Origin of the sequence: Actinomadura sp. NPDC023710, from assembly GCF_040639875.1 — a bacterium.
GTDB lineage: Bacteria > Actinomycetota > Actinomycetes > Streptosporangiales > Streptosporangiaceae > Spirillospora > Spirillospora citrea.
The window spans coordinates 1-25,322 of sequence record NZ_JBFAGB010000028.1; the positions used below are offsets into that span (position 1 = coordinate 1).

Sequence of the window (25,322 nt, forward strand, 5' to 3'; positions counted from 1 at the left end):
CGCTTACCGGCCGCCATTGCCGGGCAACGGTCGCCCCACGCCTTCTCCGTCCGAGCGGCCACGCCCCCACCCCCTGCACTCCGCGGGCGTCCGCGCCCGCCGAGATTCCCCATCCGAACCGGCGTGCCCGCCCCCGGGCACGTCACCGCCGAGTCCGCGGACCGCCGTGCCCTGCATGCGCGGCCGTCGTGGAACCGGGGACCCACTGCGTCCTTTTTGGGGTGAAGCGGCCTGCCTTCACGGGCCGTAGGGCGGCTTCCACGCCCGAACCCGTCAGCTAACCCGGTAGGCGGCATGGAAGTCGAGGAGATCCCCCCGTGCCACGCTCGCACTGCAAGAAGACCCCCGGCAGGCACCGCAAGCCGAACTCCCTGTCCCTCACGTGGCGGACGACCGGCGGCGTGGTCGTCGGCGCCGCCGTGATCGGCACCGCCGCGGCCACCGCCCAGGCGTCGGTCCTGCCGTTCGGTTCCGCCCCGGCCCGGCCCGCCGCCGCGGCCGACCTGGCCCCGGGCCTGACGGCGCACGGCGACCCGTCCAGGCTCACGTCCCGGCGCTCGTCCGAGGACGAGCCCGAGACCACCGGCCCGAAGGCCCCGGCGAAGAAGAAGGACCGGCCCGAGCGGCCGCAGGCGACGACCTCCGCGAAGGCCGCCGCGAAGTCACGGCCCACCGCCGCGCAGGCCATCAGGCTCGCCCGCTCGCAGGTGGGCGTCGAGGAGGACGGCGGCGGCGAGACCAAGTTCCAGGAGTGGTACATGGCCACGTCCCGCGCGCAGGAGACGCTCGCGCGCGACGGCGGCTCCCTCGGCGGCTACGGGGACGCGAACTGGTGCGACATGTTCGTCTCCTGGGTGGGCGAGCAGATCGGCTTCACCGACCAGATCGGCAGCGACGCCTGGACGGTCGCCCACGCCCGCTGGTTCCAGGAGCACGGCCGCTGGGGCACCGAGCCGAGGCCCGGCGCGATCGTCTTCTTCGCGTGGGACGGCGGCGAGTCCGTCGACGACATCCAGCACGTCGGCATGGTGATCAAGAAGGTCGACGACGGCACGATCGAGACCGTCGAGGGCAACACCGACAACGCCGTCCGCGTAAGGGAACGTTCCACAGACGTCGTCGTCGGCTACGGCTACCCGGACTACCGGTCGTGACGGCGCCCCCCGTCCCGCGCCCTGCATAGGATCGCGCCCATGGAGGAAGGCCCCGGGCAGGACGCCCCCGTGACGCGGCGCAGGGTCCTCGCCCTCGGCGCGGGCGGGATCGGCGTCCTCCTCGCCGGCGGCGCCGGCCTGGCGGGCGCGCGCTCCGGCGGCGGGGCGGCGGGCGCCGGCGCGCCCGGCGGCCCCACCTCCCGGGCCGCCGGGACCTTCAGCCCGGACACGGCCGCCGCCGTTCTCACCAACCGCGCCCGCGCCGTCCGCGACGGCGACCGCATGGCGTTCCTCGCCACGGTGGGCGACGCCCCCGCCGCCTTCCAGGACGCCCAGTCCCGCGTGTACGGGAACCTCCGGAAGCTCCCCCTGGAAGGCTGGCGGGAGCGCATCGTCACGACCGAGGCCGTGGACGGCGGGACCGCCGTCGTCCGCGTCGAGGTGCGCTACCGGCTGCGCGGCTTCGACCGGAGCGACGTGGCCCGCACCCGCTACCTCACCCTGGCCCCGCGCGCCGGGACGTGGACGATCGTCGGCGACGGGACGTCCCGCGGCCTCGCCGACGACACCGACATCTGGGACTGCGGCCCCCTGACGGTGGTCAGGGGCCGCGCCGGCCTCGTCATCGGGGACGGCGCCGGCCTCGACGGCATCGCCAGGCGGCTGGACGCGGCCGTCCCGGGCGTCACGTCCGTGGTCGGCAAGGGGTGGGCGCAGCGGGTCGTCGCGCTCGTCCCCGCCGACGCGACCCTCGCCTCCGCGCTCGCAGGCCCCGGGCAGAGCCTCGGCCAGATCGCCGCGCTCGCCACCGTGGCCCCGGCCGCCGGGGGCGGCCGCGGTGAGGACCGCGTCATCGTCTCCCCCGGTACCTTCGGCCGCCTCAACGAACTCGGCCGCGACGTCGTCCTCGCCCACGAGCTGACCCACGTCGCCACCGGCGGCGCACGCGACCGGCGCACGCCGCTGTGGCTGATCGAGGGCTTCGCGGACTACGTCGGCTACCGGCACGTCAAGATCAGCACCCGGTCGGCGGCCGGCGAGCTGCGCCGCGAGGTCTCCGCCGGGCGCACGCCGTCCGCGCTGCCCGCCGCCGGCGCCTTCGCCGGCGGCTCCCCCCGCCTCTCCCAGGCCTACCAGGAGGCCTGGCTCGCCTGCCGGATGGTCGCCGACCGGTACGGTGAGGCGGCGCTGGTTCGGCTCTACCGGGCCGCGGGGCGCGCCCCGGAGGCCACGGCCCTGCGCGACGTGCTCGGCCTCACGCGGGAGCGCTTCACCGCACTCTGGCGCGACTACGTGAAGGAGGAGCTCGCATGAGCGAGGCGGAGACCGACGAGGACCGCGCCGAGCGCGCCGCCGCGGGGGCTCCCGGCGCCGCCCCCGCGCGGCGGCCCCGGATCGCCGCCGCCGTCACCGCCGCCGTGCTCTTCGCCGGGGTCGCGGCCGTCCTCGCCAGGACCACACCGTGGAACCCGCTGCCCGGACACGTCCCCGGCGGGCGCGTGACACCCGACCCCGCGCTGGACTTCACCCCCGCCGAGATCGCCCGTTCCCGGGCGTTCGACTCGGCCGTCAACCCGCCCGCCTACACCGGGCTCCTCGTCGGCCTCGCCCTGATCCTGGTGCTGGGCTTCACGCCGCTGGGCGCCCGTTTCATCGGCTGGGCCACCGCCAAGCCCAGACGCAGGCCGATCCTTTCGACGGAGGACGACCCCCCACACCCCCCGAACCGCCTCCGCCGCCGGCCGTCCCCCCCGAGGGGGGACGACCCCCCACACCCCCCGGAGCGCCTTCGCCGCCGGCCATCCCTCCCGAGGGGGGACGACCCCCCACACCCCCCGGAGCGCCTCCGCCGCTGGCCGTTGCGCATCATCCTCGCCGTCCTCGCCGTGACCACGCTCCTGCGCGTCGCCGGGCTGCCGTTCGACATCTGGAGCGAGTCCGTGCTGCGCCGGTACGGGCTGTCCACGCAGAGCTGGCCCGCGTGGCTCGTCGACCAGGCGAAGTCCCTCGCCGTCACGTGGGTCATCTACACGATCGCCCTGCTGCTGCTCTACGCCCTCACCCGCCGCTTCCCGCGCTACTGGTGGACCGGCGCCGCCGTGGGCGGGTTCGTCCTCGTCGTCTTCGCCTCGTTCGTCTACCCGCTCGCCGTGGAGCCGGTGTTCAACAGGTTCCACTCGCTGCCGGCCGGGCCGCTGCGCAGCGACCTGCTGGCGATGGCCCGGCGGGACGGCGTGCCCGTCGAGGACGTCCTCGTCGCGGACGCGTCCCGCAGGACGACGTCGCTGAACGCCTACGTCTCCGGGTTCGGCTCCACGCGCCGCATCGTGCTCTACGACACGCTGCTGAAGTCGCCGCCCGCCCAGGTCGAGTCCATCGTCGGGCACGAGCTCGGCCACGCCAAACGCGACGACGTGCTGTGGGGCACGCTCGTGGGCGCGCTCGGTGTGGCCGGGGCCCTGTGCCTGCTGTACCTGCTGATGACGTCCCCGCGCCTGCTGCGGCGCGCCGGGCTCGATCCCGGCGTGCCCGGCTCCGGCGGGACGGGACCGGACGCGCGCCGCGGCGGCGGGGCGGCCGATCCGAGGTCCGTAGCGCTCCTCCTCGCGCTCGTGACGGCCGGGACGACGCTCGCCGCCCCCGTCCAGAACCTCGTGAGCCGCCGCATCGAGGCTCGCGCCGACGCGCACGCGCTGGACCTCACCCGCGACCCGTCGACGTTCGTGTCGATGCAGCACGCGCTGTCCGTGCGCAACATCTCCGACCTGAACCCCGACACCGCGGAGTACCTGCTGTGGCTCACGCACCCCGCGGGGCCCGACAGGATCGCCATGGCCCGCGACTGGGCGCGCCTGCACCACGTCCAGGCCCCGCCGCCCCTTCGCTAGCCGCCGCTCAGTTGCCCTCGGCCCGCTGCTTCTCCGGCGCCTTGGGCTTGGCGCCCCGCTGTGCCGACAGGGTCGCCGCGTCCACGTGCGGAGCCGTCGTGACCGACCGCTTCAGCGCGCTGCCCTTCACCCAGTTCTGCCACTTCACCTGCCAGTACCCCCAGCCGTTCTCCGCCTCCAGCTGCCGGTCGCTGCCGGTCACCGTGATGGGGTCGCCTCGCTGGGCGAGGTTGTAGAACCACTTGGCGTTGGACGGGCTGACGTTGATGCAGCCGTGGCTGACGTTCTCGCTCCCCTGGGAGCCCACCGACCACGGCGCGCTGTGGACGTACTCGCCGCTGTCGGAGATCCGCACCGACTTGTAGACGGTCAGGCTGTAGTACCCGGCGCAGCCGGGTCCGCAGCCGTCCCAGTCCGACGTCATGACGGTCGGGTCCTCCTTGCCCATGGCGAGGTGGACCCCGTTGGTGGTGGTGTACTTGCGCTCCCCGCCGCGCCCCATGCTCGTCGGGATCGTGCGGGCCTTCTTGCCGTTGACCTTCACGACCATCTTGTGGCTGTCCTCGCCGGCCGTGGCGACATGCGAGTCGCCGACCTTGAAGTCGACGCCGTAGTCCTTACCGCCGTACACGCCCTGCCCGGTGCGCACACCGCTCAGGTGCGCCTGGAACGACACCTTCGTCTGGGCCGGCCAGAAGCTCTTCGTCCGGAAGACCACTTCCTGACTGCCGAACCAGCTCCAGGCGCCCTCGACGGTCTTGTCGGCCGTGACCTCCAGGGCCCGCTCGACGGCCGCCCGGTCCTTCACCGCACGGGCGAAGTGCACGATGATCGGGATGCCGACGCCGACGGTCTCCTTGTGGAACGGCGCCTCGATCGTGACGTCGTTGGTCTTCTTCACCTCGGCCGTGGAGAAGCCGCTGCGGACCGTGCGGGTCCGGCCGTCCTGGCCGAGGGCGGTGGCGTCGACCGTGTACGCCGTGCCCGGCTTCAGCGTCCACCGGGACCGCCACTGCGTCTTGTCGGCGTTCAGGTCCCCCTCGACCAAGCCGTCCTTCGTCGCCACCGTCACGTTCTCGATCGTGCCCTGCCGTGCCTCGACGGCGATGGGGCTGTCCGGCCGCAGCTTCCCGCCGCCCCCGCCCGGCGACACCTCCAGCTTCACCGCGTCCCCGCCGTCCGGCGCGCCGCCTCCGGAACACGCCACCACGCCGGCCCCGACGAGCACGCCGCCGCCGACCAGCACTGCGGCACACCGCCCTCGGCCACCCGGTCTTGAGCCGCTCACCCGCATGTGGACCCCCCCGGTCGCTCCACTGGGCTCAGGCCGCTGCCCAGCCCGGTCGCTGGAACGGCACCCAGTGTGTGAAAGGGCCGGTACCCGCAAAAAAGCGGACACCGGCCCCCGATGGGGTTCTTTTACTGATCAGTGGGCGAAATGACCCCGATAGTACTCGAACACCAGACCGACCGACGTGAGGATCGCGGCGGCGGCACCGAGGATCACCAGCCACCAGCCGAACACGACGCCGAGCGCCACGGCCGTGGCCGACAGCGCGACGAACAGCGGCCACCAGCTGTGCGGGCTGAAGAACCCCAGCTCGCCCGCCGCGTCCGCGATCTCGCCTTCCGGGTCGTCCTCGTACAGCGGCCCCGCGTTGGCGCGCTCAAGGCGCCGCACCGTGAAGTGGATGTAGAAGCCGATGAGCCCGGCGAGGCCGACCGCGAGCGCGAGCGCCGTCGTGCCCGTCCAGTCGTTGGACCAGAGCCAGTACACGACGTCGGTGGCGAGGAAGAAGACCGCGCACCCGTAGAACATGAACGCCTGGACGCGCATCGGCTACTCCCCCTTCGCCCCGGCCAGCTCGCCCTTGGCACCCACGTGCGGGTGGTGCAGGTCGAACGCCGGCCGCTCGGAACGGATCTTCGGGATCGAGTTGAAGTTGTGCCGCGGCGGCGGGCAGGACGTCGCCCACTCCAGCGAGTTGGAGTAGCCCCACGGGTCGTCGACCTCGACGCGCGTGCCCCGCTTCCACGTGATGTAGAGGTTGTAGAAGAACGGCAGCATCGACGCGCCGAGCACGAACGAGAAGATGCTGGAGATCTCGTTCAGCCCGTGGAACTCGCTCGGGTAGTCCGCGTACCGGCGCGGCATGCCCGCGGCGCCCAGCCAGTGCTGGAGCAGGAACGTGCCGTGGAAGCCGATGAACAGCAGCCAGAAGTGGATCTTGCCGAGGGTGTCGTTCAGCATCTTGCCGGTCCACTTCGGCCACCAGAAGTAGAAGCCGGCGAACATCGCGAACACCACGGTGCCGAACACGACGTAGTGGAAGTGCGCCACGACGAAGTAGGAGTCCGACAGCTGGAAGTCCATCGGCGGCGACGCCAGGATGACGCCGGTGAGCCCGCCGAACAGGAAGGTCACGAGGAAGCCCAGCGACCACAGCATCGGCGACTCGAACGTCAACTGCCCTCGCCAGATGGTCCCCACCCAGTTGAAGAACTTCACCCCCGTGGGAACGGCGATGAGGAACGTCATGAAGGAGAAGAACGGCAGCAGCACCTGGCCGGTGACGAACATGTGGTGCGCCCACACGGTGATGGACAGGCCCGCGATGGTGATGGTCGCGAAGACCAGGCCGATGTAGCCGAAGACGGGCTTGCGGCTGAACACCGGGAGGATCTCGGTCACGATGCCGAAGAACGGCAAGGCGATGATGTAGACCTCCGGGTGGCCGAAGAACCAGAACAGGTGCTGCCACAGCAGCGCCCCGCCGTGCGCGGCGTCGAAGATGTGCGCGCCGAGCTTGCGGTCGGCCTCCAGCGCCAGCAGCGCGGCGGCGAGGACCGGGAACGCCAGCAGGACGAGGATCGAGGTCAGCAGCGCGTTCCAGGTGAAGATCGGCATCCGGAACATCGTCATGCCCGGCGCGCGCATGCACAGGATCGTGGTGATGAAGTTGACCGCGCCCATGATGGTGCCGAAGCCCGACATCGCCAGGCCCATCACCCACATGTCGCCGCCGACGCCCGGCGAGCGGACCGCGTCCGACAGCGGGGCGTAGGCGAACCAGCCGAAGCTGGCCGCGCCGCCCGGGGTCAGGAAGCCCGCGATGACGATCAGGCTGCCGAACAGGAACAGCCAGTACGCCAGCATGTTCAGCCGGGGGAACGCCACGTCGGGCGCGCCGATCTGCAGCGGCATGATGACGTTGGTGAAGCCCGCGAACAGCGGCGTCGCGAACATCAGCAGCATGATCGTGCCGTGCATGGTGAACAGCTGGTTGTACTGCTCGTTGCTGACGAACTGCAGACCCGGCTCGAACAGCTCCATCCGGATCAGCAGCGCGAGCACGCCGCCGAACAGGAACATCACGAACGAGGTGATCAGGTAGAGGTAGCCGATCACCTTGTGGTCGGTGGACGACATCCAGGAGGCGATGATGCGCCCCTTGCTCGTCCGCGGCGCGGCGATCGGCGCGCTCGGTGCGTGACTCGTCGCGGTCACTTGACACCTCCCGCGGCCAGTGCTTGCTTCGAATCGGCGATGAACTTCTGGTACTGCTCCGGCGTCACGACCTTGAGCTGGAACAGCATCCGGCTGTGGTCGACGCCGCAGAGCTCGGCGCAGCGGCCCTCATAGGTGCCGAGCTTGTTCGCCGTGAACTCGAACTCGTTGGTGTAGCCCGGCATGACGTCCTTCTTGTAGATCAGTGCCGGCACCCAGAACGAGTGGATGACGTCGTTGGCGTGCAGCCGCACCCGCACCGTCTTGCCCGAGGGGATCGTCATCACCGGCTTGGCGGGAGCGGGCCCGTTCGGGGCGACGGGCTGGCCGACGACGGAGGCGACCGTCTTCTCCTTGCCCGTGGCGTCCTTCTCCTTGTAGTCGAACTGCCAGCTCCACTGGAACCCGACCACGTCGACGACCACCGCGGGATCCTTGGTGGTCTTCTCGACGAAGTTCTCGTCCCTCGCGGTGAAGTAGAACAGGACCGCGATGATGACGAACGGGACCGCCGTGTAGAGGATCTCGATCGGCATGTTGTAGCGGACCTGCGGCGGCAGGTCGTTGGAGCGCTTGCGGTGGAACAGCACCGCCCAGATGATCAGGCCCCAGACCACGGCCCCGACCGCGAACGCCGCGATCCAGGAGCCCTGCCAGAGCTTCAGCATGCGCTCGCCCTGGACGCTGATCGGCTCGGGCATGCCCAGACGGCTGCCGCTGCACGCGGTGGCGGAGAGCGCCAGCAACCCTAGCGCGCCGGCGCTTTTCAATGCGCGGCGACTGCGCACAGGCGTACGCCGCTCCCTAGAGCGGGTCGGACTCACGGAATGCCTTCCCCACGGATGAAAGCCCGGTCGGCCGGGCGGAGAGATCGGTGTTTACACGTGTGGTGGACACCCTAGCGCGAGGGTCGCGCGAACCCCCGATCGGGTGCCCGGTTACTGTTCTCACGTGGCAGGACCGAGCACTCCGGACGGCTATTTCGACGCCGCGTCGACCGAGCCGCCGCACCCGGCGGCGCGGGCCGCCCTGCTGGAGGCGCTGGACGCGGCCTGGGCCGATCCCGCCCGCCTGTACGGGGCGGCCCGCGGCACCCGGCTGGTGCTCGACCGGGCACGCGCGCGTGTCGCCGGCGTCCTGGGCGCCCGTGCCGACGAGGTGTCGTTCACGTCCTCGGGCACCCAGGCGGTGCACCTGGCGGTCCTCGGGGGGCTCCAGGCGCGCCGGCGCACCGGGCGGCACCTGGTGGCGAGCGCCGTCGAGCACTCCAGCGTCCTGCACGCCGCCGAGCTGCACGAGCGCGACGGCGGCGAGGTCACCCTCGTCGGCGTCGACCGGACCGGGCGTGTCGACGCCGCGGAGTTCGCCGCGGCGCTGCGCCCCGACACCGCGCTGGCCTGCCTGCAGTCGGCCAACCACGAGGTCGGCACCCTCCAGCCCGTCGAGGAGGTCGCGCGGGCCTGCCGCGCGGCCGGCGTGCCGCTGTTCGTCGACGCGGCGCAGTCCCTCGGGCGGGCCGACGTCCCCGGCGGGTGGTCCTTCCTCGCCGGCAGCGCCCACAAGTGGGGCGGCCCCGCCGGCGTCGGCGTGCTCGCCGTCCGCAAGGGCACCCGGTGGCGCTCGCCGCTGCCGGACGACGAGCGCGAGGCGCGCCGCGTCCCCGGGTTCGAGAACGTCCCCGCCATCGCGGCGGCCGCGGCCGCGCTGGTGGCCTACCGCGCCGACATGGCCGCGGACGCGCCGCGCGTCTCCGCTCTGGTGGACCGCATCCGGACGGAGGTACCGCGGAGCGTCCCCGACGTCGAGGTGATCGGCGACCCGGTGCGCCGGCTCCCCCACCTGGTGACGTTCTCGTGCCTGTACGTGGAGGGCGAGGCGCTGCTGACCGAACTCGACCGGCTGGGTTTCGCCGTTTCCTCCGGCAGCTCCTGCACGGCGGATACGCTGCGTCCGAGCCATGTGCTGGAGGCGATGGGAGTGATTACGCATGGGAACGTGCGGGTATCGCTGCCGCGAGGCGTCGGTTCGGAGGCCGTCGGCCGCTTCCTCGCCGCGCTCCCCGACGCCGTCGCCCGTCTCCGCCGGACGACGATGAACACCTTCGAGACAGGGAGGCGGTCGCGCCCATGAGGTTCCGAGGCCGCGCCAGGACCGGCACACCGCCCGTGGACGCGGCGCCGCCCCCCGCGGAGCAGGCGGGCCCGCCGCCCGTGCTCGTCATCGACGCGCTCGGCCGCAAGTGCCCCATCCCGATCATCATGCTGGCCGAGCGGATCCGGGAGGTCCCGGTCGGGCAGGTCGTCGCCGTCCTCGCCGACGACGCCGCCGCCCGCACCGACGTCCCCGCCTGGTGCCGCATGAAGTCCCAGGACTTCGTCCGCGAGGAGACCCTCCAGCAGGGCGGCTGGGGCTTCCACATCCGCCGCACGTACTAGGCGCGCGAGAAGCCGGAAAAAGGGAAGGCCGCGCCGGTCCGGCGCGGCCTTCTCCGTGTGCCCGTGTCACGGGCGGGCTTGCGGGGGCGAGCGTGCCTACGGGGTCGGGCAGGCGACGTGGGGCTCGATGTCGGCCGCGGCGTCGGCGCCGTAGGCGGCCGCGAAGCGGTCGAGGAACGCGCGGCGGCCGAGGGTGTACTCCTGCGGCCCGGCGGCTTCGAGGGCGTGCGCGGCGATGGCGTTTCCGACCTGGGCTGCGCGTTCGAGCGGCAGGTCCCAGGCGGTCGCCGACAGGAAGCCGGCGCGGAACGCGTCGCCGACGCCGGTCGGGTCGACGACGGAGTCGACCTGGACGCAGGGGACGTGCACGCCCTCCTCGCCCTTGCGGTCGATGACGACGCCCTTGGCGCCGAGGGTGGTGACGCGGACGCCGACGCGGGACAGGATCTCCTCCCCCGACCAGCCCGTCTTCTCCTCGGCCAGGGCCTTCTCGTACTCGTTGCTGAACAGGTAGGCGGCGCCGTCGATGAGGCGGCGGACGTCGGCGCCGTCCATCCGGGCGAGCTGCTGGGAGGGGTCGGCGGCGAACGGGACGCCGCGGCCGCGGCACTCGTCGGTGTGCCGCAGCATCGCCTCGGGGTCGTTCGGGCTCACGACGACGAGGTCGAGGCCGCCGACGCGGTCGGCCACGGGCCGCAGTTCGATGGAGCGGGCCTCGCTCATCGCGCCGGCGTAGAACGTGGCGATCTGGTTCTGGTCCTGGTCGGTGGTGCACAGGAACCGCGCGGTGTGGTGGATCTCGGACACGTGCACCGAGGCGGTGTCGACCGTGTGCCGTTCGAGCCAGGAGCGGTAGTCGGCGAAGTCGTTGCCGACGGACCCGACGAGGATGGACTCCTTGCCGAGGCTGCCCATGCCGAAGCAGATGTTGGCGGCGATGCCGCCGCGGCGGATATCCAGCTCGTCCACCAGGAAGGACAACGACACCCGGTCGAGCTGGTCGGGCAGGAGCTGGTCGGTGAACCTTCCAGGGAAGGTCATCAGATGGTCGGTCGCAATGGAACCGGTCACGGCGATGCGCACGGCGTCGCTCTCCTCGTCGTGGTCGTCCGGCTGTTTCACCGGCTGTTCGAACCCGTCAGGGTACTCACCATCGCACCACACATCGCCGCCTCACGACAGTTCGTCGCGTCATCGCCCCAGGGCAGCCTTGAGGGGCGGTCCGGACCCATGGCCCTGACCGCCCCTCCTGGGCCTTACGCTCGACCGGTGTCGGCGCGCCCGGCGCGCGTCAGTTGAAGGAGTCGCCGCAGGCGCAGGAACCCGACGCGTTCGGGTTGTCGATCGTGAAGCCCTGCTTCTCGATCGAGTCGACGAAGTCGATGGTGGCGCCCGTGAGGTAGGGCGCGCTCATCCGGTCGACGCGCACCGACAGGCCGTCGAACTCCTGGATCTGGTCTCCGTCCATCTCCCGCTCGTCGAAGAAGAGCTGGTAGATCAGGCCGGAGCAGCCGCCCGGCTGCACGGCGACACGCAGCGCAAGGTCATCGCGGCCCTCCTGCTCAAGCAGGCCCTTGGCCTTCTCGGCGGCGGCGTCGGTGAGGACGACGCCCTGCTGCGTGGTCTCCTGCGTGGTCTCGCCTGAAACCGTCATGTGTTCAGCTCCCGGGTCTCGCTGCGCCGCGCTAGCGGCGGACTGTCGCTTGTCCTCGAAGACGTCTCATGCCTCTTCCCGTAGGACAACGTACCTCGCTACATGGCCATTCCGCTTCTCGGCGGTGTTCACGCCCCGTGCGGGTGCGGTCTACGTCACACCGCCAACCCCCCGTCGTCTGTGCCATCATTAGTCGTCAAAGCGACGATAAGTCCCGTCGCGAAGGGAGACCGCCGTGACCACCCCAGTGCGCGACCTACCGCTGCTGCTGCTCGGCAGCGGCGCCGACCCCGCGAGCGAACGCGGCGTGGACTGCCCCGGCGACCTGCCGGCGGCGTCCGACCCCGCCCTCGTCGAGCGGGCCCGCGCCGCCAAGGCGGCGCTCGGCGACCGCGTGTTCGTGCTCGGCCACCACTACCAGCGCGACGAGGTCATCCAGTTCGCGGACGTGACCGGCGACTCGTTCAAGCTGGCCCAGCGTGCCGCGGCCCGCCCCGAGGCGCCCTACATCGTGTTCTGCGGCGTCCACTTCATGGCCGAGTCGGCCGACATCCTGACCGCCGCCCACCAGCAGGTGATCCTGCCCGACCTCGGCGCCGGCTGCTCGATGGCCGACATGGCGACCTTCGACCAGGTCGAGGAGTGCTGGGACGTCCTGGAGGACGCCGGGATCGCGGACGACGTCGTCCCCGTCACCTACATGAACTCCTCGGCCGACATCAAGGGCTTCGTCGGGCGGCACGGCGGGGTGGTGTGCACCTCGTCCAACGCGAGGCGCGCCCTCGACTGGGCCTACGGCAAGGGCAAGAAGGTCCTGTTCCTGCCCGACCAGCACCTCGGCCGCAACACGGCGGTCCTGGAGATGGGCCTGTCGCTGGACGACTGCGTCGTCTACAGCCCGCACCGCCGCGAGGGCGGCCTCACGCAGGGGCAGCTGCGGGACGCCAAGATGATCCTCTGGCGGGGGCACTGCTCGGTGCACGGCCGGTTCACCAAGGAGTCGGTGGACGACGTCCGCGCGCGGGTGCCGGGGGTGAACGTCCTCGTCCACCCGGAGTGCCGGCACGAGGTCGTCACGGCCGCCGACCTGATCGGCTCGACCGAGTACATCATCAAGGCGATCGAGGCCGCCGAGCCCGGATCGTCCTGGGCCGTGGGGACGGAACTGAACCTCGTGCGGCGGCTGGCGAACGCGCACCCGGACAAGAACGTCATGTTCCTCGACAAGGCCGTCTGCTACTGCTCGACGATGAACCGGATCGACCTGCCGCACCTGGTGCTGTCGCTGGAGTCGCTGGCCGCCGGGAAGGTCGAGAACGTCATCGAGGTGGACGAGGAGACCGCGCACCACGCCCGGGTCGCCCTCGACCAGATGCTCGCCCTGCCCTGACCGGGCGCGGGCGGGCAGGCGGGATCACAGGCCGGGGGCGCCCCAGACGGGGAACCACCGGCCGAGGTCCTGCTCGAACCGCAGGTCCGCGCCGATCGCGCCGCGCACCTGGAGCTCAAGCGCGTTGTCTCGCTGAGGCGACGGCGAGGCGTGGCCATCGGAGTGCGACGCGGCTCCGGGGAGCGGCGCGAAGGGGTAGAAGGTTCCGCGCTTGTAGAGGTAGACGAGCGCCAGGCGGCGGCCGTCGGGCCCCTGGAAACCGACCAGGGAGCACAGCAGGTGCGGGCCGAACCCGCCCGCCTCCAGCGTCGCGTTCACCGCGTGCAGGTCGGTGACGAGGTCGGGCAGCTGGTCGGGCCGCTGCTCGGCGAGCAGCCACGTGTAGCCGTAGTCGTCGTTGCTGATCTGGACCCTGGGCCCCTCGTCGGCGTCCAGCAGTTCCTGGACGTCGGCCTGGAGCCGCGCGAACGCGCCGCCCTCGGCCGCGCGGAAGCACACCGAGCCGAGCCCGGTCGGGGTGAACCCGGTCGCCGCCTCCAGGGTGACCGCCGCGGTCGACAGCCCGAAGATCTGGTCGAGGTCGGGCTTGGCCGGCTTGGACCGGCCGAGCAGGGTGTCCAGGAACCCCACGGATCACACTCCCCTGCTGAGCTGCTCGGAGATCTTCGACAGCTGCGCGAGCCTCCGGTCCAGCGACGGGTGGGTGGAGAACAGCGAGGAGACGCTGAAGCCCCGGCCGAGCGCCGGGGTGAAGAAGAACGCGTTGAACGCCTGCGAGGAGCGCAGGTCGTTGGTCGGGATCCGCGCGATCTCGCCGCTGACCTTCGTCAGCGCGCTGGCCAGGGCGGAGGGGCGGCCGGTCAGCAGAGCGGCGGCGCGGTCGGCCGACAGCTCGCGGTAGCGCGACAGCGCCCGGGTGAGCAGGAAGCTGACCGCGTAGGCGAGCGCGCTGGCCGCGACGACGGCGAGCAGGATCAGCCCGGTGTTCTGGTCGTTGCTGCGTCGCCCGAACCCGCCCCACAGGCCCCACTGGAGCCCGAACCGGGTGATCAGGCCGGCGAGGATGCCCAGGAACGAGGCGATCGTCATGACCGCGACGTCCTTGTGCGCGACGTGCGCCATCTCGTGCGCGAGCACGCCCTCCAGCTCGACCGGGTCGAGCCGGCGCAGGAGGCCGGTGGTGACGCAGACGACGGCCTTCTTCTGGTTGCGGCCGGTGGCGAACGCGTTCGGGACGTCGGTGTCGGCGATCGCGACCCGCGGCTTCGGGGCGTCCGACATCGCGCAGATGCGGTCGATGACACCGTGCAGCTCGGGCGCCTCCTGAGGGGAGACGACCCGGCCGTGCATGGCGAACAGCGTCATCCGGTCGGAGAAGAAGTACTGGGCGACGAGGAACAGCACCGCGAAGACCAGCGCGACGCCGGCCCACTTCGGCACGAAGACGAAGAAGGCCCCCACGAAGACGACGTAGACCAGCCCCAGCAGGAACATCGTCACGAGCATCCGCGATGTCAGCCCCCGGTCGGAGGCGTAACGCGTCCTGGCCATCCAGCCACCCCCCAGTTCTTGCTCCTCTTCACTTGTACGAACGCACAAGGCGCGGGTTTTGTGCCTGGATGTCCATAACGCGACCGGACCCGCGCGGAGTCGTCCCGGTGGCGGCCCGAGCCCCCGCCGGTCAGTCCGGGATGAGGCCCTCGTCCCCCAGCATGGAGCGCACCTCGTCGATGTGCGCGTCCGCCGGGGGCAGGATGAGCTCGGACGGCTCCAGGCTGTCCGCCGCCAGCGGCCTGCCCACCTTGCGGACGTTGTCCAGCAGGGCGTGCAGCGCGGTGCGGAACGCGGACTCGTCGCCCGACTCGATCGCCGACTCCAGCTCGGCGTCGAGGGTGTTGAGCGAGGAAAGGTCCTCCTCGGCCACGTCCAGCTGGCCCTCGCCCATCAGGCGGACGATCACTGGGCACCCCCGGGGTTCTGCGGCCACGGGGCCTGCTGGGGGGTGTCCTGCTGCTGGTGCGGCTGGGCGGTCGGCGAGCCCTGGTTCAGCTCCTTGGGGGCGGGGCCCTGGCCGAGTTCGGCCTTGAGACGTTCCAGCTCCATGTCGACGCCGGGGCCGGAGCCCATCCGGTCGAGCTCGGCCTGGATGTCGTCCTTGGGACCGGAGAAGTCCTCCAGGGCGCCGGAGGCCAGCAGCTCGTCGATCGCGCCGGCGCGGGCCTTCATCGTGTCGGTCTTCTCCTCGGCGCGCTGGATCGCCAGGCCGACGTCGCCCATCTCCTCGGAGATGCCGGAGAACGCTTCGTTGATCTTGGTCTGCGCCTCGGCGGCCGTGTAGGTCGCCTTGATCGTCTCCTTGCGGGTGCGGAAGGAGTCGACCTTGGCCTGCAGGCGCTGGGAGGCGAGCGTGAGCTTCTCCTCCTCGCCCTGCAACTGCTGGTACTGCCCGCGCAGGTCCCCCAGCTGGCTCTCCAGGCCGGAGCGGCGGGTCAGCGCCTCGCGGGCGAGATCCTCGCGGCCCACCTGCAGCGCCTTCTTGCCCTGGTCGGTCAGCTTGCTCTGCTGCTGTTCGAGCTGGTTGATCTGCAACTCGAGACGCTTGCGCGAGGTGGCGACGTCGGCGACCCCGCGACGGACCTTCTGCAGCATCTCCAGCTGGCGCTGGTAGGAGTAATCGAGGGTCTCCCGAGGGTCTTCCATCCGGTCCAGGGCCTTGTTCGCCTTGGACTTGAAGATCATCGACATTCGCTTCATCACGCTCATCGCGCGGCGCCGGTCCCTTCGTGCTGTCGCCTCAGTCGTGAACTGGGCTCAATGACCACTGCTGGGGTTCTTATCACCCTACGCGTTAACGCGCGAGGCAGCCACGATGTTCGCAGCCGGTAGGCTGATCCCTGTGTTCAAGCGTCGTACCCCGGAGGCCCCGCCGGATCCTCCTCAGGTAGTAAAGCCCGACGGCAAGGGCCGTCCCACGCCCAAGCGCAGCGAGGCCGAGAAGCGCCGCCGACAGCCGATCACGGCGCCGGCGACCCGCAAGGAGGCCTACAAGAAGGTGCGGGAACGGCAGGCCACCGATCGCGCCAAGGCGCGCGCGGGCATGGCCAAGGGCGACGAGAAGCACCTGCTCAAGCGGGACAGGGGCCCCGTGCGCCGGATGGCCCGCGACTACGTCGACTCGCGGCGCACGGTCGGCTCCTACCTGATGTACGCGATGTTCGCGATCGTGCTGCTCAGCCTGCTGCCGATCCCGGCGGCCCGGCTGCTGGTCCTGTTCGCGCCGCCGCTGCTGCTCGTGGTGGTGTTCGCGGAGGGCTTCCTGCTGAGCCGCGGCATCAAGCGGCTGGCCGTCGAGCGCTACCCCGGCGAGGACGCCAAGGGCGTCGGCATGTACGCCGCGATGCGCGCGATGCAGATCCGCCGGCTGCGGATCCCGAACCCGCGGGTGCGCCTCGGCGAGAAGGACAAGGTATGACAAGGACCAGGGCCTGAGGGACCGGTCCGGGGAGCGCGGCCGGCGGGAACGTCCGCCGCGCCTCGCACGATCGGCGCGGGGCTAGGGTCGGGCCCATGGAGTTCCGAAACCTTGGCCGGAGCGGCCTGAAGATCAGCGAGATCGCGTACGGCAACTGGCTCACCCACGGCTCGCAGGTCGAGGAGGACGCGGCGCGCGCCTGCGTGCGGGCGGCCCTCGACGAGGGCGTGACCACCTTCGACACCGCCGACGTGTACGCCGGCACGCGCGCCGAGGAGGTCCTCGGGCGGGCGCTGAAGGGGCAGCGCCGCGAGGGGCTGGAGATCTTCACCAAGGTCTACTGGCCGACGGGTCCCGGGGTGAACGACCGGGGCCTGTCCCGCAAGCACGTCTTCGAGTCGATCCACGGCTCCCTGCGCCGCCTCGGGACCGACTACGTGGACCTGTACCAGGCCCACCGGTTCGACTACGAGACCCCGCTGGAGGAGACCCTCCGGACCTTCGACGACCTCGTCCGGCAGGGCAAGGTCCTCTACGTCGGGGTGTCGGAGTGGCGGGCCGAGGAGATCGAGCGCGCCCTGAAGATCGCCGACGAGATGGGCTTCGACCGGATCGTCTCCAGCCAGCCGCAGTACTCGATGCTGTGGCGGGTCATCGAGGAGGAGGTCGTCCCGCTCTGCGAGCGCGAGGGCGTCGGCCAGATCGTCTGGTCGCCGATCGCGCAGGGCGTCCTGACCGGCAAGTACAAGCCGGGGCAGCCGCTGCCGGAGGGGTCGCGCGCCACCGACGACAAGGGCGGCGCCGACATGATCAAGCGCTACCTGGACGACGACCTGCTGACCCGCGTGCAGAACCTGCGGCCGGTCGCGGACGACCTCGGCCTGTCGATGGCGCAGCTCGCGATCGCCTGGACGCTGCAGAACCCGAACGTCTCGGCGGCGATCGTGGGCGCGTCCCGCCCCGAGCAGGTCGCCGACAACGTGCGGGCGGCCGGGGTGAAGCTGGAGGCCGACGTGATGAAGCGGATCGACGAGATCCTCGGCGGGACCGTCATCCGCGACCCGGCCAAGACCGTCAGCCCCCGCAGGCGCCCCTGAGCCCGGCGAGACACCGGGGGCCGCGGAGCACGACGCTTCGCGGCCCTCGTCGTCCTTCCCGCCGGTCACTCCGGATCGTGCAGGCTCATCCCGTACACGACGCTGTCGCCGTCCAGCAGGGTCACCTTGTCGACCTCCTCGGCGCGCAGCCCCCGCCAGTTCTCCCCCAGCCAGCTCTCCGCGTCCGCCTGGGTGGAGAAGGTCTCCTCCGACATGCCGATCGTCCGCCCGTCGGCCTTCTCCAGCCGCCAGCTCCACGCCATCGCCCTCGACCTCCCTCGTCGCGGTGAGACTAGCCGGTCAGGCGGCGGCCTCTATGGCGCGGCGCAGCGCGTCGGGGCTCTCGGTGTCGGACTGGCTGAGCGTCCGCCCGTTGACCCGCACGCTCGGCGTCCCCTGGATCCCGGACGAGATGTAGCCCTGGCTGACGGTCTTCACGCTGCCGGCGTGGCGCTGCCCCTTCACGCACGACGTGAACTCGTCGCTCGTGAGCCCCAGCGGCTCCGCATAGGAGAGCAGGTCCTGGGTCACGTAGCCGGTGGCGTTCTCGTTCGCGGGCTGATGGGCGTAGAGGGCGTCCTGGTAGGACAGCCAGTGGGCGCCGTCGGTGACGCAGCGCAGCGCCGCCGCGGCCCGCAGCGAGTTGTCATGGGCCGGCTGCGTGGCCTCACCGAAGATCAGCATCGGGTGGAAGACGACCTTGGCGCGCCCTTCGACGGCCAGTTGCTTGAGCATCGGGTCGTGCTTGCGGTCGAAGGCACCGCAGGGCGGGCAGGCGAAGTCCTCGTAGATGTCGACGACCGGCGCCGTGACGCCCGGCCGGGCCATGGCGAGGCTCCCGTCCGCGAGGGGCGTGGCCTCCGCGCCGCCGGCGATCTTGCCGACCCTCATCGGGCCCACGTCGCCGTCGCCTCCTCCGTCGTCGCCGCCGCGGACGAGGAGGACGAAGACGGCCGCCACCGCCAGCACCAGGACGAGTCCCGCCCCGACCAGCGCGATCACCAGGCCGCCGCCGCGGCGCCCGGGCGGGGGCGCGGCGGGCATGCCGGGCGGCGGAGGCGGCCCCGGCCGCCATCCGGGGCCCGGGGGCGGTCCCGGCGCGGGCCCGCCCGGCGGACCGGGGGGTGGGCCGTAGGGCGGTTGCTGCCCGCCCTGGCCCGGTTGCGGGGGCCAGGGCGCGTTCGGGGGGGTACCCACCGGAAACTCCTCCAGAAGGGGCGTCGTGATCCTTCCAGCCGAGGGTAACCGTAGAGTTCGCGGCGGGATGGACATCGAGCTTCGCGGCGTCGCCGCCGCACAGGGCTGGCCGGCGCCGGGATGCCGGTGCGCGTCGTGCGGCCGGCTGCGCGCGGTCGGCGTCCGGCACGAGCCGTTCACCGCCGCCGTCGACGGCGTCGCGCTGGAGGACCTGCCGCGGACGGACGTGCCCGGCGGTTATGAGGTCCTCGCGCCCGGCGGAGGGCGCGCGCTGGTGGCGGCGGGCCCGGGGGCCAGGCCGGAGCCGTCCGAGGGCGTCGAGTACGAGGCCGTGCTGCTGGACCTGGCCGGATCGCCGGACCATCTGGGATACCTGCGCCACACCGGGGCCGTGACGCCGCGGACGCGGGTCATGGCCGTTCACCTCGACCACCGCTTGTCCTCGCCGTCCGAGCTGGAGCGGCGCATGGCCTACTGGAACCGCTCCGAGCACGGCCCGTTCCGGACGCTGCTCCTCGGCGGAAGCCGGTCGGGCAAGTCGGCCGAGGCGGAGTTGCGCCTGGCCGCCTGCTCGGACGTCCTCTACATCGCGACCGGCCCCGTCCGGGACGACGACCCCGAATGGGCCGACCGCGTCGCCGCGCACCGGCTGCGCCGTCCGGCGTGGTGGCGCACCGCGGAGACGACCGAGCTCGCCGGCGCGCTCGCGTCGGCGACCGGCCCGGTGCTGGTGGACGGCATCGGCACCTGGCTCGCGGCCGCGATGTCCGAGACGGACGCCTGGGAGGAGCCGTCCCGGGTGGAGCCGCTGGTGGACGCCCTCGTCGCGGCCTGGCGGGGCACGGCGGCGCGGGTCGTCGCGGTGAGCGACGAGGTCGGCCTGTCCCTGGTGCCGACGACGGTGTCCGGGCGCGCGTTCCGGGACGTCCTCGGCCGGGCCAACCAGCGGCTCGCGGCCGAGTCCGAGGAGGCGGCGCTGGTCGTCGCGGGCCGCGTCATGGAGCTCCGGTGACCGTCATGGATCTCCGATGACCGCCGGCCTGCGGCTGGCGGTCACGCTGCTCACCGTCGTCCCGCTGGGCACGGGCCGGGTCGACCGGGACGCCGCGCGCTCGGCGATGCTGCTCGCACCCGCCGCAGGCCTGATCCCGGGCGGGGCCGCCGCGCTGGTCCTGCTGGCGGGCGGTCCGCTCGGCCTGTCCGGCCTCCTCGCGGCGGCGCTCGCGGTCGCCGCCGCGGCGGCGGTCACCCGCGCCCTGCATCTGGACGGTCTCGCCGACCTCGCCGACGGCCTCGGCAGCGGGCGTCCCGCCGCCGAGGCACTGGCGATCATGAAGCGGTCCGACATCGGCCCGTTCGGCGTCGTCACCCTCCTGCTGACGCTGCTGATCCAGGTGGCCGCCCTGGCGTCGGCCCCGCATCCCGCCCTCGCCGCGCTCGTCGCGTCGGTCACCGGCCGGCTGGCGCTCGCGTGGGCCTGCCGCACGGGCGTGCCGTCCGCGCGTCCCGGCGGCCTCGGGGCACTGGTGGCGGGCACCGTGCCGACACGCGCCGCGCTCGCCGCCACGGCCGCCGTCCTGGCGGCCGCGACGGCCGCGGGCCTGGCCGTCGGCGGCCCCGGCGGCGCCCTGCACGGTGCGGCGGCGGTGGCCGCCGGGCTGGCCGCCGCCCAGTTGACGCTCCGCCGTGCCGTGCGCCGCCTCGGCGGGGTGACCGGCGACGTGTTCGGCGCCCTCGTCGAGGTCGCCGCGACGGCCGCCCTGATCGCGTTCGCGGCGCTGCCCTGAGGGCGCGGCGGCCGCGGCGAGGATCCGCCGGGCCGCGCCGCCGCCCGGGCCCGGGAGCGCCCCGGGCGGGCAATGCTTGATCCAAAAGGACGAAACCGGTCACCAGGAGGACTAACATCGGGCTACGTGACGAGCATCAGCCTTGACAGCGCAGACCTGACCGGCCTCGACGTCGACGCGATAGTGATCGGCGTCGTCCCCGCCGAGGCGGGTGCCGCACCGGCCGACGGCGCGCAAGCCCTCGACCGCGCGATGGACGACAGGCTCACCGACGCCCTGGGCGCGCTCGGCGCCACCGGCAAGGCCGGTGAGGTGACCAGGCTGCCGTCGCTCGGCGCCGTCCCCGCCAAGGTCATCGTGGCCGCCGGGCTGGGCGAGGACCCCTCCGCCGAAGATCTGCGCCGTGCCGCCGGCGCCGCCGTGCGCTCCCTCGCGGGCACCGCCCGGGTCGCCGTCGCGCTCCCCGCCGCCGGCGCCGAGGACGTCGAGGCCGTCGCGCTGGGCGCGCTGCTCGGCGCGTACTCCTTCGACACCTTCCGCACCGGCAACGGCCGCAAGGGCCCCGTCGAGGAGATCCGCCTGGTCGCGCCCGTGTCCGAGGAGGCCGCCCTCGGGCGCGCCCGCACCCTCGCCGCGTCGGTCACGCTCGTCCGCGACCTGGTGAACACTCCGCCGTCCCACCTGTCCCCCGAGGACTTCGCCGGCGAGGCCGAGCGGGTCGCCGCCGAGACCGGCCTCGCCATCGAGATACTGGACGAGAAGGCCCTCGTCGAGGGCGGGTACGGCGGCATCGCGGGCGTCGGGCAGGGGTCGGTGAACCCGCCGCGGCTCGTCCGGCTCGCCTACACCCACCCGGAGGCGTCCAAGACGCTCGCCCTCGTCGGCAAGGGCATCACGTTCGACTCCGGCGGCCTGTCCCTCAAGCCGACCGACGCGATGGACTGGATGAAGTCCGACATGGGCGGCGCGGCCGCGGTGCTCGGCGCGCTCGCCGCCATCGCCGAGCTGCGCCCCGCGGTCAACGTCGTCGGCTACCTCGCCCTCGCCGAGAACATGCCGAGCGGCACCGCGCAGCGCCCGTCCGACGTGCTGCGCATCTACGGCGGCACGACCGTGGAGGTCCTCAACACCGACGCCGAGGGCCGGCTCGTCCTGGCCGACGCCCTCGTCCGCGCGGGCGAGGACTCCCCCGACCTCATCGTGGACGTCGCCACCCTGACCGGCGCGCAGCTCGTCGCCCTCGGCACCCGGACCACCGGCGTCATGGCCAACGACGACGGCGTGCGCGAGAAGGTCGTCGCGGCGGCCGAGCGCGCGGGCGAGCCCTCCTGGGGCATGCCGCTGCCCCCGGAGCTGCGCAAGGGCCTCGACTCCGCGGTCGCCGACATCGCCAACATCAGCGGCGAGCGCTGGGGCGGCATGCTGGTCGCCGGGACGTTCCTCAAGGAGTTCGTGCCGGACGGCGTCAAGTGGGCGCACCTGGACATCGCGGGCCCCGCCTTCCACAAGGGCGAGCCGTACGGGTACACGCCGAAGGGCGGCACCGGCGCCGCGGCGCGCACACTGGTCCAGCTCGCCGAAGACGTCGCCGCGGGCGTCCTGTAGGGGGCCACGGGAATTCCGCAGGGGCCCCGCCCGCTGTGAGCGGGCGGAGAACAGAATAGGTTTTTCTTGTGGCGGTGGGGGCCCGGGCTGCCGGTGCGCCCCGCCCCGCTCAGGTCGCCGCGATCCACGCGGCGCCACAACCGGGGAAAGGGAGCGTCCAGTGGCAGACAACGGCCCCTTCGACATCGTCGTCCTGGGTGCCGGCAGCGGCGGATACGCGTGCGCGCTGCGCGCCGCCGAGCTCGGCAGGTCGGTCGCGCTCATCGAGCGGGACGAGGCGCTCGGCGGGACGTGCCTCAACCGCGGCTGCATCCCCACCAAGGCGCTGCTGCACGCGGCCGAGGTGGCGGACCAATCGCGCGAGGCGGCGAAGTTCGGCGTGAAGGCCACCTTCGAGGGCATCGACGTCGCCGGGGTGAACGCCTACAAGGACAAGGTCGTCTCGACGACCGTCAAGGGCCTCACGGGGCTGATCAAGTCCCGGGGCATCGAGGTCGTGCACGGCACCGGGCGGCTGGCCGGCCCCACCACGGTCGAGGTCGACACCGCCGAGGGCACCCGCCGCATCGAGGCCGGGCACATCGTGCTCGGCACCGGGTCGGCGCCCAAGTCGCTGCCCGGCCTGGACATCGACGGCGAGCGCGTCATCTCCAGCGACCACGCGCTGCGGCTGGAGCACGTCCCCGGCTCGGTCGTCATCCTCGGAGGCGGCGTCATCGGCGTCGAGTTCGCCAGCGTGTGGCGCTCGTTCGGCGCCGAGGTCACGATCGTGGAGGCGCTGCCGCACCTGCTCCCGCTGGAGGAGGAGACCAGCTCCAAGCGGCTGGAGCGCGCCTTCCGCAAGCGCGGCATCAAGTTCGAGCTCGGCACCCGGTTCCAGACCGCCAAGACGACGCAGGGCGGCGTCTCCGTCACCCTGGAGGACGGCAAGACCATCGACGCGGAGCTGCTGCTCGTGGCGGTGGGCCGCGGACCGGTCTCCGACGGCATCGGCCTGGCCGAGGCCGGCGTCGAGACCGAGCGCGGGTTCGTCAAGGTCGACGAGTACTGCCGGACGAGCGTCCCCACCATCTCCGCGGTCGGCGACCTCGTCCCGACCCCCCAGCTGGCCCACGTGGGCTTCGCCGAGGGCATCCTCGTCGCCGAGCGGCTGAGCGGGCTCGCCCCGCCGCCGATCGACTACGACGGCGTCCCTCGCATCACCTACTCCGACCCCGAGGTGGCCTCGGTCGGCATCACGTCCGCCGTGGCCCGTGAGCGCGGGTACGAGATCAAGGAGGTCACCTACGACCTGGCCGGCAACCCCAAGAGCAAGATCCTGGGGACGCAGGGCGAGGTCAAGGTGATCGCGGCCGTGGACGGCCCCGTCCTCGGCCTCCACATGGTCGGCGCACGCGTCGGCGAGCTCATCGCGGAGGGGCAGCTCATCTACAACTGGGAGGCCCTGCCCGGCGAGGTCGCCCAGCTGATCCACCCCCACCCGACCCAGTCCGAGGCGGTCGGCGAGGCGCATCTCGCCCTCGCCGGCAAACCACTGCACGTGCACGGCTGAGAAGCCGCACAAGTATTCCGAAGGAGTCGCTGAGACATGCCGGTCTCCGTCACCATGCCCCAGCTCGGCGAGAGCGTCACCGAGGGCACCGTCACCCGCTGGCTCAAGAAGGAGGGCGAGCGCGTCGAGACCGACGAGCCGCTCCTGGAGGTGTCCACCGACAAGGTCGACACCGAGATCCCCTCCCCCGCCTCGGGCATCCTCACCAGCATCACCGTCGCCGAGGACGAGACCGTCGAGGTCGGCGCCGAACTGGCCGTCATCGGCGACGAGGGCGAGGCGCCGTCCGGCGGCGGCGCCCCGGCCGCCGAGGAGCAGGAGGCGGAGCCCCGGCAGGAGGCCCCGCAGCAGCAGGAGGCTCCGCAGCAGCCCCAGGCGCAGCAGGCCCCGCCGCCCGCCGCGTGGCCGCCGCCGGCGCAGCAGCAGCCCGCGGCCCCGCCGTCCCCGGCGCCCGCCCCGGCACCGCAGCCGCAGGCCCAGCAGCAGCAGCCGCCCGCGCCGGCCCCGGCCGCCCAGCAGCCCGCCCAGCAGAAGGCGGAGCCGGGCGAGGGCCCGTACGTCACGCCGCTGGTGCGCAAGCTCGCGGCCGAGCACGGCGTGGACCTCGGCACGGTCAAGGGCACCGGCGTCGGCGGCCGCATCCGCAAGCAGGACGTCCTGGAGGCGGCCCGCGCCGCCCAGCAGCAGGCCGCCCAGCAGCAGGCCGCGCCCCCCGCCCCCGCGCCTGCCCCGTCCCAGGCGCCGGCCCCCGCCGGACGGCACGCCGCCCCGGCGCCCGCCGGCGCCCCCGCCGAGCAGATGGCGCTGCGCGGCCGGACCGAGAAGATGTCGCGCATGCGGCAGACGATCGCCCGCCGCATGGTCGAGTCGCTGCAGGTGTCCGCGCAGCTCACCACCGTGGTCGAGGTGGACATCACCAAGATCGCGCGGCTGCGGGAGCAGGCCAAGGCCGACTTCCAGGCCCGCGAGGGCGTCAAGCTGTCGTTCATGCCGTTCTTCGCGCTGGCGACGGTCGAGGCCCTCAAGGCGCACCCGAAGCTGAACGCGGTCATCAACGGCGAGACCAACGAGGTCACCTACCACGAGGTGGAGAACCTCTCCATCGCGGTGGACGTGCCCGAGCGCGGCCTGATGGTCCCGGTCGTGCACAACGCGGGCCAGCTCAACCTGGGCGGCCTCGCGCAGCGGATCGCCGACATCGCCGAGCGCACCCGCACCAACAAGGTGAGCCCGGACGAGCTGGCCGGCGGCACGTTCACGCTGACCAACACCGGCAGCCGCGGCGCCCTGTTCGACACCCCGATCCTCAACCAGCCGCAGGTCGGCATGCTCGGCACCGGCGCCGTCGTCAAGCGCCCGGCCGTCATCGACGACCCGGAGCTGGGCGAGGTCATCGCGGTCCGGTCGATGGTCTACCTCGCGCTGACCTACGACCACCGCCTGATCGACGGCGCGGACGCGGCCCGCTTCCTCGCCACGGTCAAGCACCGCCTGGAGGAGGGCAACTTCGAGGCCGAGCTCGGCCTCTGACCCCTTCCGCACGCCCGCCGGACCCCGCCGCGCCCGCAAGGGCCGGCGGGGTC

At 72.6% G+C, this 25,322-nt stretch carries 25 protein-coding genes and 1 riboswitch; of the genes, 13 read left to right on the top strand and 12 right to left on the bottom strand.

Going from position 1 to position 25,322, the window contains the following annotated elements:
* Nucleotides 1–136: 136 nt before the first annotated feature.
* Nucleotides 137–308, top strand: a riboswitch (cyclic di-AMP (ydaO/yuaA leader).
* A gap of 9 nt (nt 309–317) precedes the next feature.
* From AB0H37_RS28810 to AB0H37_RS28820, 3 genes are read left to right on the top strand one after another with little or no spacing between them, the layout of a single operon-like run.
* A complete protein-coding gene (locus AB0H37_RS28810; protein WP_329093372.1) occupies nt 318–1,154 on the top strand; it encodes a CHAP domain-containing protein in 837 nt (278 codons plus the stop codon).
* A 39-nt stretch (nt 1,155–1,193) separates the two neighbouring features.
* The gene (locus tag AB0H37_RS28815) at nt 1,194–2,468 is read left to right on the top strand and encodes a hypothetical protein (protein WP_329093374.1); all 1,275 of its coding nucleotides are present in this window, start codon (nt 1,194–1,196) and stop codon (nt 2,466–2,468) included.
* Nucleotides 2,465–4,042, top strand: a complete 1,578-nt coding sequence (locus AB0H37_RS28820) for a M48 family metallopeptidase (RefSeq protein ID WP_360616381.1) — start codon at nt 2,465–2,467, stop codon at nt 4,040–4,042. Before AB0H37_RS28815 ends, AB0H37_RS28820 begins: the two co-directional genes overlap by 4 nt.
* A 7-nt stretch (nt 4,043–4,049) precedes the next feature.
* Here the strand turns inward: AB0H37_RS28820 and AB0H37_RS28825 are convergent, their stop codons facing one another.
* From AB0H37_RS28825 to coxB, 4 genes are all read right to left on the bottom strand, one after another.
* Nucleotides 4,050–5,288, bottom strand: a complete 1,239-nt coding sequence (locus AB0H37_RS28825; protein ID WP_329093378.1) for an Ig-like domain-containing protein — start codon at nt 5,286–5,288, stop codon at nt 4,050–4,052.
* A gap of 180 nt (nt 5,289–5,468) precedes the next feature.
* Nucleotides 5,469–5,879: a cytochrome c oxidase subunit 4 gene (locus tag AB0H37_RS28830; RefSeq protein ID WP_179833731.1), complete on the bottom strand. Its 411-nt coding sequence runs from the start codon at nt 5,877–5,879 to the stop codon at nt 5,469–5,471.
* 3 nt (nt 5,880–5,882) lie between these two features.
* A complete protein-coding gene (ctaD, locus tag AB0H37_RS28835) occupies nt 5,883–7,472 on the bottom strand; it encodes a cytochrome c oxidase subunit I (RefSeq protein WP_218935797.1) in 1,590 nt (529 codons plus the stop codon).
* 74 nt (nt 7,473–7,546) lie between these two features.
* A complete protein-coding gene (gene coxB / locus AB0H37_RS28840; RefSeq protein ID WP_229809895.1) occupies nt 7,547–8,251 on the bottom strand; it encodes a cytochrome c oxidase subunit II in 705 nt (234 codons plus the stop codon).
* A 250-nt stretch (nt 8,252–8,501) separates the two neighbouring features.
* Here coxB and AB0H37_RS28845 point away from each other — a divergent pair, with 250 nt between their 5' ends.
* Both AB0H37_RS28845 and AB0H37_RS28850 read left to right on the top strand, forming a co-directional pair.
* Entirely contained in the window at nt 8,502–9,680 is a 1,179-nt protein-coding gene (locus AB0H37_RS28845) for an aminotransferase class V-fold PLP-dependent enzyme (protein ID WP_329093380.1), read from the top strand.
* Nucleotides 9,677–9,985: a sulfurtransferase TusA family protein gene (locus AB0H37_RS28850; protein ID WP_329093382.1), complete on the top strand. Its 309-nt coding sequence runs from the start codon at nt 9,677–9,679 to the stop codon at nt 9,983–9,985. The genes AB0H37_RS28845 and AB0H37_RS28850 overlap by 4 nt, the downstream gene beginning before the upstream one ends.
* A gap of 96 nt (nt 9,986–10,081) precedes the next feature.
* Here AB0H37_RS28850 and AB0H37_RS28855 read toward each other — a convergent pair whose 3' ends face one another.
* On the bottom strand, nt 10,082–11,068 hold the full coding sequence (locus AB0H37_RS28855; RefSeq protein ID WP_329098333.1) for a carbohydrate kinase family protein: 987 nt from the start codon (nt 11,066–11,068) through the stop codon (nt 10,082–10,084).
* Between the two features lie 208 nt (nt 11,069–11,276).
* Nucleotides 11,277–11,639: an iron-sulfur cluster assembly accessory protein gene (locus tag AB0H37_RS28860; RefSeq protein ID WP_329093384.1), complete on the bottom strand. Its 363-nt coding sequence runs from the start codon at nt 11,637–11,639 to the stop codon at nt 11,277–11,279.
* A 235-nt stretch (nt 11,640–11,874) separates the two neighbouring features.
* Here AB0H37_RS28860 and nadA point away from each other — a divergent pair, with 235 nt between their 5' ends.
* On the top strand, nt 11,875–13,029 hold the full coding sequence (nadA, locus tag AB0H37_RS28865; RefSeq protein ID WP_329093386.1) for a quinolinate synthase NadA: 1,155 nt from the start codon (nt 11,875–11,877) through the stop codon (nt 13,027–13,029).
* 24 nt (nt 13,030–13,053) lie between these two features.
* Here nadA and AB0H37_RS28870 read toward each other — a convergent pair whose 3' ends face one another.
* The 4 genes from AB0H37_RS28870 to AB0H37_RS28885 all read right to left on the bottom strand — a co-directional run bounded on the left by AB0H37_RS28870 (nt 13,054) and on the right by AB0H37_RS28885 (nt 15,792).
* A complete protein-coding gene (locus tag AB0H37_RS28870; protein WP_329093388.1) occupies nt 13,054–13,659 on the bottom strand; it encodes a hypothetical protein in 606 nt (201 codons plus the stop codon).
* Nucleotides 13,660–13,662: 3 nt separating this feature from the next.
* Entirely contained in the window at nt 13,663–14,580 is a 918-nt protein-coding gene (htpX, locus tag AB0H37_RS28875) for a zinc metalloprotease HtpX (protein ID WP_179833724.1), read from the bottom strand.
* A 130-nt stretch (nt 14,581–14,710) separates the two neighbouring features.
* The gene (locus AB0H37_RS28880; protein WP_179833723.1) at nt 14,711–14,989 is read right to left on the bottom strand and encodes a hypothetical protein; all 279 of its coding nucleotides are present in this window, start codon (nt 14,987–14,989) and stop codon (nt 14,711–14,713) included.
* On the bottom strand, nt 14,986–15,792 hold the full coding sequence (locus AB0H37_RS28885) for a PspA/IM30 family protein (RefSeq protein ID WP_221492988.1): 807 nt from the start codon (nt 15,790–15,792) through the stop codon (nt 14,986–14,988). Before AB0H37_RS28885 ends, AB0H37_RS28880 begins: the two co-directional genes overlap by 4 nt.
* 133 nt (nt 15,793–15,925) lie before the next feature.
* Between AB0H37_RS28885 and AB0H37_RS28890 the strand changes: the two genes are divergently transcribed.
* The gene (locus AB0H37_RS28890; protein WP_229809894.1) at nt 15,926–16,501 is read left to right on the top strand and encodes a DUF3043 domain-containing protein; all 576 of its coding nucleotides are present in this window, start codon (nt 15,926–15,928) and stop codon (nt 16,499–16,501) included.
* A 95-nt stretch (nt 16,502–16,596) separates the two neighbouring features.
* Nucleotides 16,597–17,598 carry an aldo/keto reductase family protein gene (locus tag AB0H37_RS28895; protein ID WP_360616382.1) on the top strand — a complete coding sequence of 334 codons (1,002 nt, stop codon included), beginning with the start codon at nt 16,597–16,599 and terminating at the stop codon, nt 17,596–17,598.
* A 65-nt stretch (nt 17,599–17,663) separates the two neighbouring features.
* Here the strand turns inward: AB0H37_RS28895 and AB0H37_RS28900 are convergent, their stop codons facing one another.
* Together AB0H37_RS28900 and AB0H37_RS28905 are read right to left on the bottom strand one after the other, a co-directional pair.
* On the bottom strand, nt 17,664–17,861 hold the full coding sequence (locus tag AB0H37_RS28900) for a hypothetical protein (RefSeq protein WP_179833720.1): 198 nt from the start codon (nt 17,859–17,861) through the stop codon (nt 17,664–17,666).
* A gap of 37 nt (nt 17,862–17,898) precedes the next feature.
* Nucleotides 17,899–18,795, bottom strand: coding sequence for a thioredoxin domain-containing protein (locus AB0H37_RS28905; protein ID WP_360616383.1), 897 nt, complete (start codon nt 18,793–18,795; stop codon nt 17,899–17,901).
* Nucleotides 18,796–18,862: 67 nt separating this feature from the next.
* Here AB0H37_RS28905 and AB0H37_RS28910 point away from each other — a divergent pair, with 67 nt between their 5' ends.
* The 5 genes from AB0H37_RS28910 to sucB all read left to right on the top strand — a co-directional run bounded on the left by AB0H37_RS28910 (nt 18,863) and on the right by sucB (nt 25,269).
* Nucleotides 18,863–19,807, top strand: coding sequence for a bifunctional adenosylcobinamide kinase/adenosylcobinamide-phosphate guanylyltransferase (locus AB0H37_RS28910; protein WP_360616384.1), 945 nt, complete (start codon nt 18,863–18,865; stop codon nt 19,805–19,807).
* Nucleotides 19,808–19,823: 16 nt separating this feature from the next.
* Nucleotides 19,824–20,582, top strand: coding sequence for an adenosylcobinamide-GDP ribazoletransferase (locus AB0H37_RS28915; RefSeq protein WP_360616385.1), 759 nt, complete (start codon nt 19,824–19,826; stop codon nt 20,580–20,582).
* 72 nt (nt 20,583–20,654) lie between these two features.
* The gene (locus AB0H37_RS28920) at nt 20,655–22,187 is read left to right on the top strand and encodes a leucyl aminopeptidase (RefSeq protein ID WP_360616386.1); all 1,533 of its coding nucleotides are present in this window, start codon (nt 20,655–20,657) and stop codon (nt 22,185–22,187) included.
* Nucleotides 22,188–22,347: 160 nt separating this feature from the next.
* On the top strand, nt 22,348–23,739 hold the full coding sequence (gene lpdA, locus AB0H37_RS28925) for a dihydrolipoyl dehydrogenase (protein ID WP_329093401.1): 1,392 nt from the start codon (nt 22,348–22,350) through the stop codon (nt 23,737–23,739).
* 36 nt (nt 23,740–23,775) lie between these two features.
* A complete protein-coding gene (gene sucB, locus AB0H37_RS28930) occupies nt 23,776–25,269 on the top strand; it encodes a 2-oxoglutarate dehydrogenase, E2 component, dihydrolipoamide succinyltransferase (RefSeq protein WP_360616387.1) in 1,494 nt (497 codons plus the stop codon).
* Nucleotides 25,270–25,322 lie beyond the last annotated feature (53 nt).

What these genes read in the sequence shown, in the direction of transcription:
- AB0H37_RS28815 (WP_329093374.1), top strand. Translation starts at nt 1,194, where the DNA reads ATGGAGGAAGGCCCCGGGCAGGACGCCCCCGTGACGCGGCGCAGGGTC.
- AB0H37_RS28820 (WP_360616381.1), top strand. Translation starts at nt 2,465, where the DNA reads ATGAGCGAGGCGGAGACCGACGAGGACCGCGCCGAGCGCGCCGCCGCG.
- AB0H37_RS28830 (WP_179833731.1), bottom strand. Translation starts at nt 5,879, where the DNA reads ATGCGCGTCCAGGCGTTCATGTTCTACGGGTGCGCGGTCTTCTTCCTC.
- ctaD (WP_218935797.1), bottom strand. Translation starts at nt 7,472, where the DNA reads ATGTCGTCCACCGACCACAAGGTGATCGGCTACCTCTACCTGATCACC.
- coxB (WP_229809895.1), bottom strand. Translation starts at nt 8,251, where the DNA reads ATGCCCGAGCCGATCAGCGTCCAGGGCGAGCGCATGCTGAAGCTCTGG.
- AB0H37_RS28850 (WP_329093382.1), top strand. Translation starts at nt 9,677, where the DNA reads ATGAGGTTCCGAGGCCGCGCCAGGACCGGCACACCGCCCGTGGACGCG.
- AB0H37_RS28860 (WP_329093384.1), bottom strand. Translation starts at nt 11,639, where the DNA reads ATGACGGTTTCAGGCGAGACCACGCAGGAGACCACGCAGCAGGGCGTC.
- htpX (WP_179833724.1), bottom strand. Translation starts at nt 14,580, where the DNA reads ATGGCCAGGACGCGTTACGCCTCCGACCGGGGGCTGACATCGCGGATG.
- AB0H37_RS28885 (WP_221492988.1), bottom strand. Translation starts at nt 15,792, where the DNA reads ATGAGCGTGATGAAGCGAATGTCGATGATCTTCAAGTCCAAGGCGAAC.
- AB0H37_RS28895 (WP_360616382.1), top strand. Translation starts at nt 16,597, where the DNA reads ATGGAGTTCCGAAACCTTGGCCGGAGCGGCCTGAAGATCAGCGAGATC.
- AB0H37_RS28900 (WP_179833720.1), bottom strand. Translation starts at nt 17,861, where the DNA reads ATGGCGTGGAGCTGGCGGCTGGAGAAGGCCGACGGGCGGACGATCGGC.
- AB0H37_RS28910 (WP_360616384.1), top strand. Translation starts at nt 18,863, where the DNA reads ATGGACATCGAGCTTCGCGGCGTCGCCGCCGCACAGGGCTGGCCGGCG.
- AB0H37_RS28915 (WP_360616385.1), top strand. Translation starts at nt 19,824, where the DNA reads ATGACCGCCGGCCTGCGGCTGGCGGTCACGCTGCTCACCGTCGTCCCG.
- AB0H37_RS28920 (WP_360616386.1), top strand. Translation starts at nt 20,655, where the DNA reads ATGCTTGATCCAAAAGGACGAAACCGGTCACCAGGAGGACTAACATCG.
- sucB (WP_360616387.1), top strand. Translation starts at nt 23,776, where the DNA reads ATGCCGGTCTCCGTCACCATGCCCCAGCTCGGCGAGAGCGTCACCGAG.